Origin of the sequence: Candidatus Tumulicola sp., from assembly GCA_036490475.1 — a bacterium.
GTDB lineage: Bacteria > Vulcanimicrobiota > Vulcanimicrobiia > Vulcanimicrobiales > Vulcanimicrobiaceae > Tumulicola.
In genome coordinates, this window is sequence record DASXDT010000005.1 from 565,988 (window position 1) to 582,234 (window position 16,247).

Sequence of the window (16,247 nt, forward strand, 5' to 3'; positions counted from 1 at the left end):
CGCTTCGGAGGGGCTTCCGTCAAACGAGCTGAAGTCCTCGACAAACGTCGCCGTTCGCCCTGCGAGGAGGCTGTCGTGGAAACGTTTGCAAAGCCGGCCAACGTTGCCGGAGCGATGACTTTGGACGCGTCTTGGTACGTTTCGCCGGAGGTCTACGAACGCGAAAAGCAGACCGTTTTCGGACGACAGTGGCTGTGCGTCGGCCGCGACGAACACATCGCCGCAACCGGCGATTTCGTGACGGTTCCGGTTGGCAACGACGAACTGATCGTCACCCGCGACCGAGACGGCCAACTGCATGCCCTCTACAACGTGTGCCGCCACCGCGGCACGCGCATGTGCGAGTCGGCGTCGGGCCGATTCTTAGGTTCGATTCAGTGCCCGTACCATGCGTGGACCTATGGACTCGACGGCTCGCTCCTGGCCGCTCGCAACATGGCCGACGTCGAAGGATTCGATCGCCGCGATTATCCGCTACGCAAAGCCGCGCTTGAGGTATGGCAAGGCTTCATCTTCATCAACCTCGCGCCCGATCCCGAGCCGTTCGATCGCGCGCTGGCCGGACTCGCTGGACGATTCGATCGTTGGCAAATTCAAGCGCTGCGTACGGCGCGCACGATCGAGTACGAAGTCAACTGCAATTGGAAGCTGATCTTTCAAAACTATTCCGAGTGTTACCACTGTCCGCTGGTGCATCCGGAGCTCGATAAGCTATCGCCGTCCGACAGCGGCCGCAACGATCTAACCCAAGGGCTTGTGCTCGGCGGGTATTCGGAGTTGCGCGCGCACGGCGCCAGCCTCACGACGACGGGACATACGAATCGAGCCCCGGTTGGAGCGGTCTCCGGCGACGATCTCGACCGCGTGTATTACTACACGATCTTTCCCTCGCTGCTGCTGAGCTTACATCCGGACTACGTGATGGTGCACTACGTGCGGCCTCTGGCAATCGACCGGACGCACATTTCGTGCGCGTGGATGTTCGATCCGCAGGCGATGGACACGTGCCATTTTGACGCGCGCGACGCGGTCGATTTTTGGGATTTGACCAACCGCCAGGATTGGCACGTCAGCGAGCTCACGCAAAAGGGTTTGCGCTCGAGTGCCTACCTGCCGGGTCCGTATTCGAACGCCGAGGGGTTACTGGCCGCCTTCGACCGCCAGTATCTGGCAATCGTTCAAGCGCCATGAAGCGCGCGCTCGTTACGCTACTGGCAATCGTATCGATCGCATGGCCATCCGTCTCGATCGCCGGCACCACCGGCGGCCTTAGCGGAATCGTCACCCAAGCCGGAACCACGTCGCCGATCGCCGGAGCTCGCGTGACGGTGACCAGTCCGTCGCAGATCGCGACGGCGACCACCGACGCGTCAGGGCGCTTTCAATTCGTTTCGCTAGCGCCCGACGAGTACGTCGCGACGATCGAGAAGACGGGTTTCGAACCGGCATCCTATCCAGGAATTGCGGTGTTCGCCGACGCCCAGCAAACGCTGGCGTTCTCCTTGCGAAAAACCTTACAAACGATCGCGCACGTCGCATCACGCAACGCATCCAACCTGGTGCGTCCGGGCACGACTGCCGATATCTATTCGGTCGGAGCGCAACAGCAAGAACGCTTGAGCGCGCTCGGCGGCGGCGGCAATCTCAACAGCGCATACTCGGCGATCGCCAGCGTTCCCGGCGCGTACGTTCCAGCCAATCAGAACGGATATAATCAAGCCGTTCACGTGCGCGGCGGCGACGCGTACGAGGTCGGTTACGAGTTCGACGGCATTCCCGTCAACCGCGCGTTCGACAACTATCCGTCATCGTCGCTCTCATCGCTCGGCCAGCTAGAACTGCAAGTATACACCGGCGCCACGCCCTCCAATGCCGAAGCGCAAGGCTTGGCCGGGTTCATCAATCAGGTAATCAAAACCGGAACGTTTCCGGGCTACGCCAGCATTAATCCGAGCATCGGTACGCCGGCCTTCTACCATAGTTTGAACGTCGAAGCGGGCGGCTCGACGCCCGACCGGCTTTTTTCGTATTACGTCGGCATCGGCGGTTACAACCAAGAACACCGTTACGTCGATCAGTTCGGAGGCGCCGCCTACACCGACGAGTTCGGCCAGCAGCTGGGCCGTTGCCCGCCGACACCGGACCCATCGTTGCCGTCGTGTTACACCAACGGCCAGCCGAACGTCGGCACGAACGGCCGTCCGGGCTGGATCCTCGGACCCATCGGCTTCGGAACCGCCGACGCTTCGAATATCGCTACACGAACGTCGATCGTCAACCTGCACGTCGGCATACCGCATCGCAACGACGGCTTACGCGACGACGTCCAGTTGCTGTACGACAACGACGAAATCTTCACCACGTTCTTCAGTTCGGTAAACGACGAAGGGTTGGCCAACTACCAGGCAACGGTTCCGCCGGCGCCCGGGCAGAGCAGCGGGTTTCCGCCGTACTATCTCGACAGCTTTCAGTATAACGGGCAACTCGGAGGGTTGCTCCCGACCAACTATCGCTCGCTGGTCGCACCATATTACTACCCGTCGTCCCCGGCGCATTCGCTGTTTGCGCCAATCCCGGGCGGCGAGAACCAGCGCGACCGCGGATACAACGGCCAAGCGATCGTGAAGCTCCAATACCAAAAGAACTTTAGTTCGAGTGCGTTCTTACGCCTGTACGGTTACACGTACTACTCCGATTGGATCGAAAACGGTCCGATGATGTCGTTGCAGCCGTACGCGTATTACGACAGCGGCGACTACGAGATCAACAACCATACCCGCGGCATCAGCGCCGCCTTCACCGACCAATTGAATTCACAAAATTTGTTCGAAGCCGAAGCGTCGTATACTACGGCCACCGGCGCGCGTATCTACAACGAGCAGATGTTCGGTTATGGAGACAGCTTCGCGGTGTTGGTAAATCCGCACTCACTATCCAGCGGCACCTGTTATATCGCCCCGGCATCCGGTCGCGGCGCCGCAACACCGACGACGTGCAGCGACGGCGGCGGCAGCAACATCTCGTACGGCTCGCTGCCGACGTTCGCGTCGCTCGAGGGCATCTATCTCGGCAACGGTTTGCCGCCAAACTCCGCCGACATGACCTGCGGCGGCGTACGTTGTGCGTACTACACGGTCGAGAACGGTGCGTACGGACTCAACAATACCGTCGTGCCGGCGTTCACCGGCTACTCCCTCACCGACGAATGGCGCCCCACCGACCGGCTCGCCGTCAACGCGGGCCTGCGCGTCGATAACTACAGTTTTACCGGAACCAATACCAACACCGGCGCCGCACGCGACTTTTGGTTCAACGCCTTCAATCAAGACACGTGTTTCGACAAGCAGACGCTGCAGCTCGTCGACCGCAGCGCTTTCGGCGGTTCGTGGTCGACCAACTCGCAGAAACCATGCTCGGCCTTCGGCAGCCAATACGTCAACGCCGGCATCCAAAACGCTCCGGCGCAATACTCGTATACGATCGTGCAGCCGCGTATCGGCGCGACCTATACGGTGAATCCCGACACGGTTCTTCGAGCCAGCTATGGAAAATACAACGAGCAGCCTAGTTCGGCGTACGAACAATACGATAGTCTCGAGCAGAATCTGCCCGACACGCTCACCGAGTTTTATCCGCTTGGCTTCAGGACGCCCGGCCACGCCGTGGCGCCGTCGATCTCGTTCAATAGCGACTTTTCGATCGAGCACCGCTTCCATGGAACCGATATCTCGATGAAGCTGACGCCGTTCTTACGCCAGACGCAGAACGAAGTCGAAAACTTCTATATCAACTACACCAGCGGCATAACGTCGGGCCTCAACGCCGGCAATCAAACCTCCAAGGGTTTCGAGTTCGAACTGAACAAGGGCGATTTCTCTCGCAATGGATTTTCCGGGCAGCTTTCATTCGCATATACCTACGCGACGGTCAAATACGGACTGCTGCCGAACGGAACGACAATTCTCGATCCGGTCAACGCCGGCATCGCGCAATACAATGCCTACACCAAAGCCTGCGCGACGGGCGGTTCGCAGTACGGTAAGCAACAATTCGGCCACTCGGTCTGCGGTTATACGACCGACGGGCAGCCCGCGGCTCGCTGTTATACGCCGGCCGGTGCGCCCGATCCATCCTGCAGCCGGCCGCACGACGTCGCGAACCCGTACTGGCTGTCTCCGGCGTTTACACTGTACGATCCAGCGGCATCGTATCTTCCATATTCCACTTTTCCCGGTCCGATCGGTTCCGGCGTCAACGCCTACAACTATCCCTACGTTGCGACGCTGGTGTTGAACTACAAGCACGATCGTTTTTCGATCACACCGTCGTTCCAATTCCAAGCCGGTAACCGCTACGGTGCGCCGTTGACGACGCCCGGCATCGATCCGGCTTCGGGATGTCCGGCGCTGCCCGGTTCGACTGCCGGCGATCCACGCTATCCCTACGGCGCCGCCGGCGGCAACCCATACGGCGTAGCAATGGGGCAATGTAAAGCGACGCTGTCGATTCCCGATCCGTACACCGGCCAATTCGATGCGATCGGCGCGTTCCGCGAGCCCGCGCAGTTGCTCGGACACTTGCGCATTTCGTACCAACTGACGCCGCGCGTTACGGTCGACGTCACGCTGACCAATTTGCTGCAAACGTGCTTTGGCGGACAGACGACCGGATTCACCTATTTCAAAGGCACGAACGTCTGCTCGTACGGCGATCTGGTCGGCGGTCCCAGTACGCCGCCGGTCGGTAACGCCTACGACCCCGGCGCCAACGTCCAAACGTTCTTGCGCTATCCCTACCAACCGTCGTTCGGGACGTACGACGACCTCACGAACTCGATCAACCAACCCTTCAACGCCTACGTCAGCCTGAAAGTGCGAATTTGAACCAACGTTACGACGCGATCATCGTCGGCGGCGGCCACAACGGCCTCGTCACGGCCTGTTATCTCGCGCGCGCCAAATGGAAAGTACTCGTGCTCGAGCGCCGCTACATCGTCGGCGGAGCCTGCGTTTCGGAAGAGGTCTGGCCCGGTTACAAAGTCTCGACGGCGGCGTACGTCAACAGTTTGTTCCGGCCCGAAATCATCGCCGATCTTCGCTTGCGCGACTACGGATTCGAGCCGATCGAACGCAACCCGGCGTCGTTTTCGCCATTCGACGATGGCCGCTATCTGATGCTCGGCACCGGCTCGCACCGCGACGTCGAAGAGATTTCGAAGTTTAGCAAGCGCGACGCCGAGCGCTATCCCCAATACGAAGCCATGCTGGAGCGCGTTGCGTCGGTCGTCGAACCAACGCTCACCCAGATTCCGCCCAACCTGCTGCGGCCGTCGATCCCGGCGCTATTCGAAATGGGCAAGATGGGGCGCGCGTTGCAAAAACTCGGTCCCGGCATGGGAGAAGCGATCGAGGTGCTTACGGGAGCCGCACGTCCGATTCTCGACCGCTGGTTCGAATCGGAAGAAGTCAAAGCCACCATCGCTACCGATGCGATCATCGGTGCGTTCATGGCGCCGTCGATGCCCGGCACCGCCTACGTGCTCTTCCATCACGTGATGGGCGAAACCAACGGTAAGCGTGGCGTTTGGAGCTACGTTAAGGGAGGGATGGGCGGCTTAACACAAGCGCTCGCAAAGGCCGCGAAGGAACTCGGGGTCGACGTTCGGACCGAAGCGGAAGTCGCGAAAATTCTGGTCAAAGACGGTGCCGTCACCGGGGTTGCGATGCGCAACGGCGATGAGTTTTCGGCCAAAAAAGTGGCCTCGGGCGTCGACTGTCACATCACGTTCAACAAGTTGGTCGACGCAGCGGAGCTGCCGCCCGAGTTCAACGACGCGGTCGGCCGCATTTCGTATAGCAGCGCGTCGTGTAAAATCAACGTCGCTCTCGAACGGCTCCCAAGTTTTACCGCGCTGCCCGGGCACGAAGCCGGCCCGCAACATCGCGGCACCGTGCATCTCTGTCCGGATCAGGACTTTATCGAACGCGCCTACGACGAAGCCAAGTTCGGAAAGATGTCGGCCGAGCCGGTGGTCGAGTGCACGATTCCGTCGTCGCTCGATCCGACGGTAGCGCCACCGGGTAAACATGTGATGTCGATGTTCACGCAGTACGCGCCATACGAATTGGCCGACGGCCCGTGGACCGACGCCAAACGCAACGAGTACGCCGACCGCTGTTTTGCCGTGGTCGAACGTTACGCGCCCGGGTTCACCGAGTCGGTCATCGCGCGACAGGTACTCACCCCCATCGATATCGAGGAAACGTTCGGACTGACGGGCGGCAGCATCTTCCAGGGCGCGATGCCGCTGCATCAGTTGTTCGCGTTCCGCCCGGTCCCGGGATTTGCCGGCTACAACACGCCGATCAAAGGGTTGTTCATGTGCGGTGCGGCGACGCACCCCGGAGGCGGCGTGATGGGCGCGTCCGGGTGGAACGCCGCGCGAGTTATGCTTCGGAGCTGACGCCTGGCGCACCGCGCCGCGCGGCCACGACCACCGCAACGATGGCGACGATCCCAACCGTGTTGGCGACGATGGTGAACGTGTTGCCGGCCGACATCGAGCCCATGGCCGGAGCACCGAACACGTTGCCGATCAACAGTTCCATCGTCGCGCCCGCGATCATGGCCGCAACGATAAACGAGCCGACGAACGTCCAAGCGATCTGTGGCGGGAACGATTTGCGATAGATCGCAATCAGCGGCGGAATCAACAAGTCGCCGTAGATGAACGTCGTATTGGCGCCCAACGGTATCCCAGCGCTCATCAGATAACGCGCGATCGGCACGTTGCCCATCGAACAGACGAACGTGACGACGGCGATGAGCAGCCCGGTTACGAGCAGCAACACGTACCCGAGATACGGCACGCCGCCCACGGCATGGAGCGCGGCAGCCAGCCAGCCGGCAGGAATCAACGCCGACGCAAAGCCGGCCACGAGATACCCGATGATCAGTTCGTTGCGCAACATATTCACGTCGCCCCAGGCCGTTTGCGCGATCGCACTCCACGTCGATGCACGCCGCAACGCGCCCCAACCGGTCGTTTCCTCGACCTCGTCGTGTCCGTGGCAATGATCGTGGCCGGATGGCTCTTCTGCCGGATTTTCCGCCAGATATTGCTCGTGCAGTTGCGCCAAACGCTGCGAGTTGAACGCTAGCGAAAACACCAGCGTTACGATCGTCACGATGATCAGGCCGCCAAAAAACTCGGCGAACGCGAACTTCCAGCCCAGCATCGCCCAAAAGAGGATGACGATCGCGACGTTCATGTTGGTCGAAGACACCAAGAATGCGAAGATCGCACGAACGTCGGCACCCTGACGATAGAATCCGCGCACCGCGGCCGTCGCGCCGTACGAACACGACGACGCGATGATGCCCAGGCCCAGGGCCGACAACATGCCGCGCGCGTTCCAACCCATCAGCCGTTCCATCGTGCCCGGCGCCAAAGCGGTTTGCGCGATCGCCGAAATCAAGAAACCGAAGATCAGCCCGAACAAGCTATCCCACAAAAATTCCCACGATTGCTGCAAGCCCGCCACCAGCGCGTGGCCGAGCCAGATCATCCGACAGCTACCGGCGCGTGCCCGAACAGCGGCGGAACGAACCGCCCAACCAGGTATGACAGCAAGAAGATCGCGCAACCGTATGCCACCAATTCGAGGCCTTTGCGGATCGGGTTGCGTGACGCGAGCGTAGCGGCATACGCTCCGACCGCGAACAACGCCAGGACGGCTAGTCCGAGTGCGAGTCCGATCGACCAGCGCGTCGACACCGGCAACAAAAATGCGACGATCGGGATCAGCGAGCCGATCGCGTAGGACGCGCCCATGAAAATCGATGCGCGCGAGCCCGGATCGTCGGCCACACGCGGATCGATCCCGAATTCGTCGCGCACCATTTCGTATAGATAAATTTCGGGGTGTTGCGTCAGGCGGCTGACGATCGTAACCGCTTCTTCCGGCGTGAATCCTTTGAGCTTATAGTACGCCACCTGCTCCGCAAACTCGGATTGCGGATCGGCCGCCATTTCTGCTTTTTCCATCTCGATCGTTGCAATCACGACTTCTCGTTCGGCCTTGCGGCCGAGGTATTCACCGACACCCATGGACAGCGCGCCGGCAAACAGCGCCAGCAACCCGCTCATGATGACGGTAAAACTCTGGCCGTCAGCAGCGCCGACGCCGGTGATGATGCCCAACGTCGTGAGGATTCCGTCTTGGGCGCCGAACACGATTTCGCGAATGCCACGCTGACGTTCCAAACGCCGCCGCTGGGGCGTGTCGGGAATTCTCGGCTGGACTTGATGCCAGCCGGGATTCGGCAACTGTGGTTCGGACATGCATACCTGCTTGAAGTTAGGTCCCGGCAGTTCCTACAGACCCGCTATCGAACAAGCGCCCGATGCCATTGGATCTTGATGTTGTGGGAATCGGAAATGCCATCGTCGACGTGATGGCGCCCGGCGATGACGCGTTTTTGGCGCATCACGGAATGAGCAAGGGAGCGATGACGCTGGTCGACGAGACGCGTGCCGCCGAGATTTACGCCGCCATGGGTACCACCGTTACGGCATCTGGCGGCTCGGCCGCGAACACCATCGCCGGCATCGCAGCCCTCGGCGGCCGCACCGGTTTCATCGGAAAACTCCGAGACGACGAACTCGGTGCAGCCTTCCGGCACGATATCACGTCCGCCGGCACCGTGTTTCGGACGCCTCCGGCCAAAACGGGGGCTTCGACTGCACGCTGTTTGATCGTGGTCACGCCGGATTCCCAGCGGACGATGAACACGTTTCTGGGCGCGAGCGGCGACCTCGCACCCGACGACGTCGATCGCGAATTGGTCGAGGCGGCGCGCGTCGTCTACTTAGAAGGCTATTTGTACGACGCGCCGTCTGCGCAGCAAGCCTTTCACGAGGCGGCCGGCATCGCGCACGATGCTCGCCGGGCCGTCGCCTTGACGCTGTCGGATCCGTTTTGCGTGCAACGGCATCGCGCGGCATTTCTCGATTTGATCGAACGGCACGTCGACGTGCTCTTCGCCAATCGTATCGAACTGTTGGCGCTATTTCAAACCGAACATTTCGAAGGCGCGCTGGATCGCGTCCGCTCCGCAACCGGCGTGGCCGCGATTACGTCCGGTGCGCACGGATCGACGATCGTCGCCAGCGACGAAACGATCCATATTCCGGCCGCACCGGCGCACGCCGTGGTCGATACGACCGGCGCAGGCGATTCGTACGCTGCTGGATTTCTGTACGGCATGACGCGCAACGCCTCGTTGTTCGATTGCGGGCGGCTGGGGAGCGTTGCCGCTTCCGAAATTATCGGCCATTTCGGCGCCCGCCCGTTAGCCGATCTGCGCGCCTTGGCCGCGACGGCCATGCCGGACTCGACGATTACTTTTTAAGCACCGCAAACGCATCCAACGCGCGCTTGCGCGACGCGGCATGATCGACGATCGGTTCGGGATACTCTTTTCCGATGGTAACGCCTGCGGCGTTCGCGATGATGGGCGGCATCGACCACGGTTCGTGGATATAGCGGTCGGGCACATCCTTCAGAGCCGGTAACATCGCGCGTACGAATTCGCCGTTCGGGTCGAAGCGTTTGCCTTGCAACACCGGATTGAATAGGCGGAAATACGGTACGGCGTCGGTACCGGTCGATGCCGACCACTGCCAACCCCCGTTGTTCGCGGCGAGATCGGCATCGGCCAAATGGCGCTCGAAGTAGCGTTCGCCGCGCCGCCAGTCGATCAAGAGATCTTTGGTAAGAAACGATGCGACGATCATTCGCAAGCGGTTGTGCATCCATCCGAACGTATTGAGCTGGTGCATCGCCGCGTCGACGATCGGATAGCCGGTGCGACCCTCACACCACGCGTCGAACTCGCCGTCGGCTCGACGCCATGGAATGCGTTCCGCCTGCGCGATAAACGGGCCCGTAGCGACGCCCGGCCAATGCTTGAGAATCATTTGGTAAAAGTCGCGCCAAATGAATTCCGAGAGCCAAGTTTGCGCGCCCTGCCGGTCCGGCGCGGATTTTGCAGCGCGAACGGCGGCCGCCACGCAGGTTCGAATACCGATCGTTCCGGCGCGCAACTGTGGCGAAAGTTGCGACGTTCCGGACATCGCCGGGAAGTTTCGTCGATTCTCGTACTCGGTGATGCCGGAACGAACGAATGCGGCCAGCCGCCGGCGCGCGATCGCTTCCGACACTTCCGGGAAGTTGGATGAAGACTTGAATCCGTAGGACTCGGGCGCCGGCGTGTCGCCGGCGACGCCGATCGCACGCCGGCTCAGAAGCCGGTCCTTCGACGGAGTCGATCGAACCGGCGGGCGTGGTTCGGCTGCGAAGCGCTCCATCCAATGCCGGCGATACGCCGTAAATACTTGGTACGGACTGCCGTTGGCGCGCACCACTTCGTCGGCACCGTAATAGACGTGATCGGTAAATGAGTACGCGTCGATACCGGCATCCCGAAACGACCGTTCGGCCCTACGGTCGCGTTCGATCGCGTGCGGCTCGTAATCGACGTTGAAGAACACGGCGCCGGCGCCAATCCGGCGAGCCAGCTTCGCGATAGCCCCGGCCCCGTCTTCATCTTCGAGGATTGCGAGATCGCCGCCGCGTTCGCGCAGGTCCTCGCGAAGCGCGGCAACGGCGGAGAAAAAGCACTGCACGAGCGGAGCGCCCATCCTGCGGCTGCGCAGCAATACCGGGTCGATCACGAACACCGGACATACCACGTCACATTCTCGTTGGGCCTCGAACAACGCGCGGTTATCCGAGATGCGCAGGTCCCGTCGGAGCCATACGATGCCGCGCTCGTAGCGACTCATCGGGCGCTTTGGAATAGCGGGCTTGCTTGGTGGGTACAATGGTGCAAATTCGCATCACCCGCAAGGAGAGACGATGCCACGCACAGCGACAACGCGCAAAAAGACCCCAACCCGCAAGAAAGCCGCCGTCCGGAAAACGACGACCCGCAAGAAAGCGACGACGACCCGCAAGAAGACGACGCGGAAGAAAACCACTCGCAAGAAGGCGACGGGCCGCAAAAAGACCACCCACAAGAAAGCCGGCGCGCGCAAGAAGACGCGGAAGTATTCGCCTCGGTCCGGTAGCAAGGTCGAGCGTGCGATGGACGAGATGAAGCACGGGAAACTGACGTCGGGACGTTCCGGCAAGAAGGTGACGAGCCGGAAGCAAGCCATCGCGATCGGCTTGAGCGAGGCACGCCGCGAAGGCGCAAAGGTTCCGAAGAAAAAAGGCTCATAAAATCAATCGGCGCGGGGCGATAAACGTCCCGCGCCGACCATGGTTGCTAGCGGGTTACAGCCGAGCGCCGCGTCCCGTCAACAAGTTGACGACAACTAAGATGACGGCGATGACCAACAACAGATGAATGAGTCCGCCGCCAATATGGACCAAAAATCCGATCAACCAGAGCACGACGAGTACCGTGATGATCGTCCACAAAAGACCGCCCATGAATATAACCTCCATCGGTTCGTTGTAAGTCAGCAGCTGTTGGTCATACGATACCCTCGCCGGCCCGCAACGAAACGCCAAACGCTCGCTGGCTTATGATGAATTGGATGAGATCGGGATCTGGCCGCTCAGACCCCGAGTGCGATGCGCGCGGCGCGTACGCCCGATGAAATTGCGCCGCTGACCGTACCTGCCGCTTCGATCGAAGCGGCCGCTTCGCCGGCAAAACATAGACTCGGCGAGAGCGGCGATGCCAACAACTCGCGAGCGTTTCCGGCACCGACCTTGAGATAGCTGTACGCGCCGCGCGCGTACGGGTCGGCTGCCCAGTCGTGATAGTGAGCTCCCAGTGGCGACATCGCGGCCTCGCCGAAGGTGTCGCGGGCGTCGTTGACGGCCAGTGCGAGGATCTCGTCGCGTGAAAGCCCAGAGAAGCGTTCGGCTGCGGGTCCGCCCGCCCACGCTGATAGGAGCGGATCTCGCGTCGGCCCGAGCGTCCACATCGACCCGAACGTCATTGCATCGCTGGAAAAAAATGACACCCCCGATGCGCTTTCGGCTTGTTCCCAAAACGGCCGTGCGTAACGGAGCACTACTTTCACCACGTGACCTACGGCAATGGCTTGTAGCGCTTCTGCAAACCAGATCGGTAGCGCCGGCTCGAAGACCAGCGCTCCTTGGACAGGTTCGCGTTGTGCCAGCACGCCGGCCGGAACCGTGACGATGGCGGTTTCTGCGCGCACGATCAACGGCCGGCCGAAACGGCGCCCGATGACGCGTGCGCCCGCTCCCCGCGACGACCATTCGACGCGCTCGACAACACTCTCCAAGAGAATTCGTACGCGATGCGGGTCGAGCGTGCGAGCAAAACGCGTAAAGAACGGCTGATAACCATCGATGGGGCGCGACGAAACGATTTGCAAACTTTCTTCGCCACTCCACTCGCGTGCGATTGCGTGCGCGCTGGCGATCACCGGATCCGCGGCGTCGAAGCCGCCGACGAGCGCGCGAACGGCATCGGCCGTTGCGGCACCTGCATTCATCCTAGACAGAAACGATTCGACGCTCTCGTCGGGTGCGTCGAAGTCGACGCTCGCAATTAAATCTTGCGCGCGCTCGAAGGCAGCATCGCCATCGGTCGACTTGCCGTTCCGGCGAGCGATCCGGCTTCCCGTGACATCGACGACGGCGACGCCGAAGCGAGCCAAAAGCGATCGCAGCTCGGTCGATTTACCGTGGACGAACTCGGCTCCGAGTTCGGCGCCGCCATTCGACGGGCCGGACTGCGTATACGCGCGACCGCCGACACGATCGCGTGCCTCCAGCAGCACGCACGTCTTTCCCGCGCGTGCGAGGGCCTCGGCTGCAGCCAAACCCGCGGCGCCGGCGCCAACGATGGCAACATCGCACCGATATTCGTATTCGTCTGCGTACATCGGCGCTTCGGGTTCGCGAGACGTGCGCCGGAAACCCGGCTAGTTTCGCCTCGCATGCGGGTATGGAGCACCGAGCACGGGCTTTAGCTGCTACCGAGCAGCTGAGACGGGCGCCGGCTCGAAGAGCGGAATGCTCTCGCGGCCGACGTCCAAGCGAAGAGTATTACAGAGCCGGAACGAGCCGGTCGATCGCCGCGTTCCAACCTTCACCGTGTCCATCTCTGGATTCGACGGTCGCAAAGCCGCTTTGCGTGAAGACCAGATCCGTCGCGTTGCCGGCTTCGGCGAGATCGATCGAAATCAGCGTTTCGATCTCATCTTTCGGATCGTCTTCTTCCCACGCCCACGTGAACGCAAGTCGCTCCGGCGCGCGCACTTCGCGATAAACGCCGCGCACCGTCCATACCTCGCCGTTGGGCTGGCGCATATGGATGCGATACGTGCCGCCGTCGCGTACGTCGGCTTCGAGTTTTTCGATCTTGCACTCCGGCGGCCACATCCACGTTAGTATGAGATCGGGCTTCGTCCACATCGCGTAGACGCGCTCGCGCGGCGCGGCGATCGTGCGCCGCAGTACCAGCGTTCGTTCCTGAGTGGAAACGTCGGTCATCTATTCGTTCCTTGTAAAGCGTAGTTACGGTAAAGTGTAGTTACGCGTCTTCTTCGGCGCGTGCGACAAGTCGATCGAGGGCGGCATTCCAGTAGCGTTCTTGGCGGGTCACCCACGTTGAGAGCATAGTTAAGCCTCGAATACTCAGACGGCAATGGTGTTCGCGACCTTCGATGCGGCGGCGAAGTAAGCCGCAGCGTTCGAGCACTTTGACGTGCTTGGAAATCGCCGGCGGCGTCATCGTAAAGCCATCGGATAGCTGGCCGACCGTTCGTTCCCCGCGGGCCAGCCGTTCGACGATACGCCTGCGGGTCGGATCGGCTAGCGCTGTGAGAACATCGTCCAGCTCACGATTGTTAACCATCGGGTTAACTATAGCGTTTCAGGCCAGTGCCGTCAATCCCACGGCCCCGCGACGATTAACTGCTCTGCATCCGGCCGCCCAAGGATCGTTCGCGATGCCGGTAATCGGAGAACACTCTGGATTGACCGGTCCTCGGCAGTCGTCGTTCTCCGGTCGCGAATGCGATCGTTGTGCCCGTGCGGCGGACGATCCCCGGCGAGCTCGTATTCGGTTTTGCAAACTCGTTCTTAAACCGGCGTTAAGATAAAATTGATTGAAGGACGCACGCATACTCGACAGAAGTGCAACGAACATCGCACTTCTATTTTGTAAGGAACAAAGTAATGGCCTTCGCGCACCATACGCGGATCCTCAGCGGGATCGCGCTCTTGGCGCTTGCAGCCTGCGCCAATTCCAACGGAATCGTATCGGCCCCCTCGGCCGCTTCCGAAGCGAAACAACAGATCGCAACGCCGAATAAAAAGCAGACCTACGAAACCAAGTACGTCCAAGTCGTTATTTTTGAAAACGAATCCTACGACGAAGTCATCGGAAACTCGAACGCCCCGTATATCACGGGGTTATCGAAGACGTGGGCAAACATGACGCAGAGTTTTGCGATCACGCACCCGAGCGAACCCAACTATCTCGCCTTATTCAGCGGTTCGACGCAAGGCGTCACAACCGACCAGTGCCCCGTCACATTTACGGGCAAGAGCCTCGGCAGCGAATTACTCGCTGCAAAGATATCGTTCCGCGGATATGCCGAGTCGATGCCGTCCAAGGGCTTCGAAGGTTGCCAGGCCGTCCCCGACACGCTTCCGAGCGGATATCTGTACATGCGCAAGCACGTGCCGTGGACCGACTTCAGCAATATTCCGGCGTCGGATAACCTGATCTATAAGAAGCCGTTCTCCAAGCCGCCTGCACGGTTCGTTTGGATTACTCCGAACATGTGCAACGACATGCACGACTGTCCGGTCGCGACCGGCGATACGTGGGCGTCGAACAACCTGCCAAAGCTTATCGCATGGGATGAAGCTAACGACGGCGTCTTAATTCTGTCGTTCGACGAAAACGACGGGAGCCCGGGGAATCAGATCGCAACCATTTTGATCGGCAACGTCAATCCCGGACAGTACAGTCAGACGGTCAATCACTACAATGTTCTCCGAACGATCGAGGACGTATTCGGCGTCAAGCCGCTGAACGACGCCGCCTCCGCCGACGTCATTAAGGACGTCATAAAGTAGCGTTTACTTTCGAGATCGGACTTAAAGATACGTTAACGTAAAACGCACAGGTGACGACTGCGTGCGCTGGAAATCCGTTTGCGTTTTACATTGCTAGTCGATTAAGGGAGAACGTAATGTTCCTCGCGCAACGGACGCGCATCCTCGGCGTGGCCGCCCTGGTCGCGATTGCCGGGTGTAACAACTCGAATGGAATCGGCGCGACGCCTTCTGGCTCGAGTGCGAATGGCGCGGTCGTACGAACCGCCGCAAAGCCGCTTGCATTCACGACGCAATACGTTCAGGTCGTGATGTTCGAGAACCGGACCTACGACGAAATAATCGGAAGTCCGAAAGCTCCGTACATCACCGGACTCTCGCAACAGTGGGCGAACATGACGCAAAGCTTCGCCATCCGACATCCAAGCGAACCGAACTACGTGGCGCTGTTCAGCGGTTCGACCCAAGATCTCGCGTCGGACTGGTGTCCACGAACATACCGTGGCGTCAGCCTCGGCAGCGAACTCCTCGACGCGGGGATCTCGTTCAAAGGATTAGCGGAATCGATGCCGGTGGATGGCTACCAGGGATGCCAAGGAACACCTTACAAGCACGGCTTCCTGTACCGGCGCAAGCACAATCCATGGATCGATTTCACCAGGATCCCCAGAAAAGATAACATCATCTATCGCAAGCCGTTCACCAGGCCCCCGGCTCAATTCGTCTATATCGTTCCCAATATGTGCAACGACATGCACGATTGCGGCATCGCGATCGGCGACGCATGGGCCGCGAGAAACCTCCCGAAGCTGATCGCATGGGACACCGCGCACAATGGCGTCTTGATCCTGACGTTCGATGAAAACGACGGCAGCCCGGGCAATCAGATTCCTACCATTCTGATCGGGAACGTGAATCCCGGACAGTACAGCCAAACCATCAATCACTACGACGTCCTGCGATCGATCGAGGACGTGTTCGGCGTTAAGCCGATCAATAACGCCAACTCGGCTACCGGTATCCAGGGCGTTATCAAGTAGCACCTTCAGTCGAAACGAAATGCGGGCGAGCGCCTCGGTTTTTCCGAGCGCTCGCCCTTTTTTGTGCGGTCACCGGGTCCGGATG

14 protein-coding genes are annotated in these 16,247 nt (G+C 60.4%); 7 read left to right on the plus strand and 7 right to left on the minus strand.

What is annotated here, in order from left to right:
* The first annotated feature begins 75 nt into the window (after window positions 1–75).
* The 3 genes from VGF98_06265 to VGF98_06275 are packed head-to-tail and all read left to right on the plus strand — an operon-like array spanning window position 76 to window position 6,463.
* Window positions 76–1,191 (plus strand): aromatic ring-hydroxylating dioxygenase subunit alpha, encoded by a 1,116-nt coding sequence (locus VGF98_06265; GenBank protein HEY1681218.1) that lies wholly within the window; start codon window positions 76–78, stop codon window positions 1,189–1,191.
* A complete protein-coding gene (locus VGF98_06270; GenBank protein ID HEY1681219.1) occupies window positions 1,188–4,883 on the plus strand; it encodes a TonB-dependent receptor in 3,696 nt (1,231 codons plus the stop codon). Before VGF98_06265 ends, VGF98_06270 begins: the two co-directional genes overlap by 4 nt.
* A complete protein-coding gene (locus VGF98_06275; GenBank protein ID HEY1681220.1) occupies window positions 4,880–6,463 on the plus strand; it encodes an NAD(P)/FAD-dependent oxidoreductase in 1,584 nt (527 codons plus the stop codon). Before VGF98_06270 ends, VGF98_06275 begins: the two co-directional genes overlap by 4 nt.
* On the opposite strand, the gene VGF98_06280 is transcribed toward VGF98_06275, so the two are convergent.
* Window positions 6,447–7,568, minus strand: coding sequence for a permease (locus VGF98_06280; GenBank protein ID HEY1681221.1), 1,122 nt, complete (start codon window positions 7,566–7,568; stop codon window positions 6,447–6,449). The genes VGF98_06275 and VGF98_06280 overlap by 17 nt on opposite strands.
* Window positions 7,565–8,344, minus strand: a complete 780-nt coding sequence (locus VGF98_06285; protein HEY1681222.1) for a VIT1/CCC1 transporter family protein — start codon at window positions 8,342–8,344, stop codon at window positions 7,565–7,567. Before VGF98_06285 ends, VGF98_06280 begins: the two co-directional genes overlap by 4 nt.
* Window positions 8,345–8,406: 62 nt before the next feature.
* Between VGF98_06285 and VGF98_06290 the strand changes: the two genes are divergently transcribed.
* Entirely contained in the window at window positions 8,407–9,414 is a 1,008-nt protein-coding gene (locus VGF98_06290) for an adenosine kinase (protein HEY1681223.1), read from the plus strand.
* Here the strand turns inward: VGF98_06290 and VGF98_06295 are convergent.
* Window positions 9,404–10,849, minus strand: a complete 1,446-nt coding sequence (locus VGF98_06295; GenBank protein ID HEY1681224.1) for a deoxyribodipyrimidine photo-lyase — start codon at window positions 10,847–10,849, stop codon at window positions 9,404–9,406. The two genes, VGF98_06290 and VGF98_06295, sit on opposite strands and share 11 nt — an antisense overlap.
* A 73-nt stretch (window positions 10,850–10,922) precedes the next feature.
* On the opposite strand from VGF98_06295, the gene VGF98_06300 reads away from it, so the two are divergent.
* Window positions 10,923–11,288, plus strand: a complete 366-nt coding sequence (locus tag VGF98_06300) for a DUF6496 domain-containing protein (GenBank protein ID HEY1681225.1) — start codon at window positions 10,923–10,925, stop codon at window positions 11,286–11,288.
* A 54-nt stretch (window positions 11,289–11,342) separates the two neighbouring features.
* Here the strand turns inward: VGF98_06300 and VGF98_06305 are convergent, their stop codons facing one another.
* The 4 genes from VGF98_06305 to VGF98_06320 all read right to left on the minus strand — a co-directional run bounded on the left by VGF98_06305 (window position 11,343) and on the right by VGF98_06320 (window position 13,911).
* On the minus strand, window positions 11,343–11,516 hold the full coding sequence (locus VGF98_06305) for a lmo0937 family membrane protein (protein ID HEY1681226.1): 174 nt from the start codon (window positions 11,514–11,516) through the stop codon (window positions 11,343–11,345).
* Window positions 11,517–11,629: 113 nt separating this feature from the next.
* A complete protein-coding gene (locus VGF98_06310) occupies window positions 11,630–12,937 on the minus strand; it encodes an NAD(P)/FAD-dependent oxidoreductase (GenBank protein HEY1681227.1) in 1,308 nt (435 codons plus the stop codon).
* Between the two features lie 163 nt (window positions 12,938–13,100).
* Window positions 13,101–13,547, minus strand: a complete 447-nt coding sequence (locus VGF98_06315) for an SRPBCC domain-containing protein (protein ID HEY1681228.1) — start codon at window positions 13,545–13,547, stop codon at window positions 13,101–13,103.
* Window positions 13,548–13,587: 40 nt separating this feature from the next.
* On the minus strand, window positions 13,588–13,911 hold the full coding sequence (locus tag VGF98_06320; protein ID HEY1681229.1) for a metalloregulator ArsR/SmtB family transcription factor: 324 nt from the start codon (window positions 13,909–13,911) through the stop codon (window positions 13,588–13,590).
* A gap of 323 nt (window positions 13,912–14,234) precedes the next feature.
* Here VGF98_06320 and VGF98_06325 point away from each other — a divergent pair, with 323 nt between their 5' ends.
* Window positions 14,235–15,143, plus strand: coding sequence for an alkaline phosphatase family protein (locus tag VGF98_06325; protein ID HEY1681230.1), 909 nt, complete (start codon window positions 14,235–14,237; stop codon window positions 15,141–15,143).
* A gap of 116 nt (window positions 15,144–15,259) precedes the next feature.
* Window positions 15,260–16,162, plus strand: a complete 903-nt coding sequence (locus tag VGF98_06330; protein HEY1681231.1) for an alkaline phosphatase family protein — start codon at window positions 15,260–15,262, stop codon at window positions 16,160–16,162.
* Window positions 16,163–16,247: the final 85 nt, after the last annotated feature.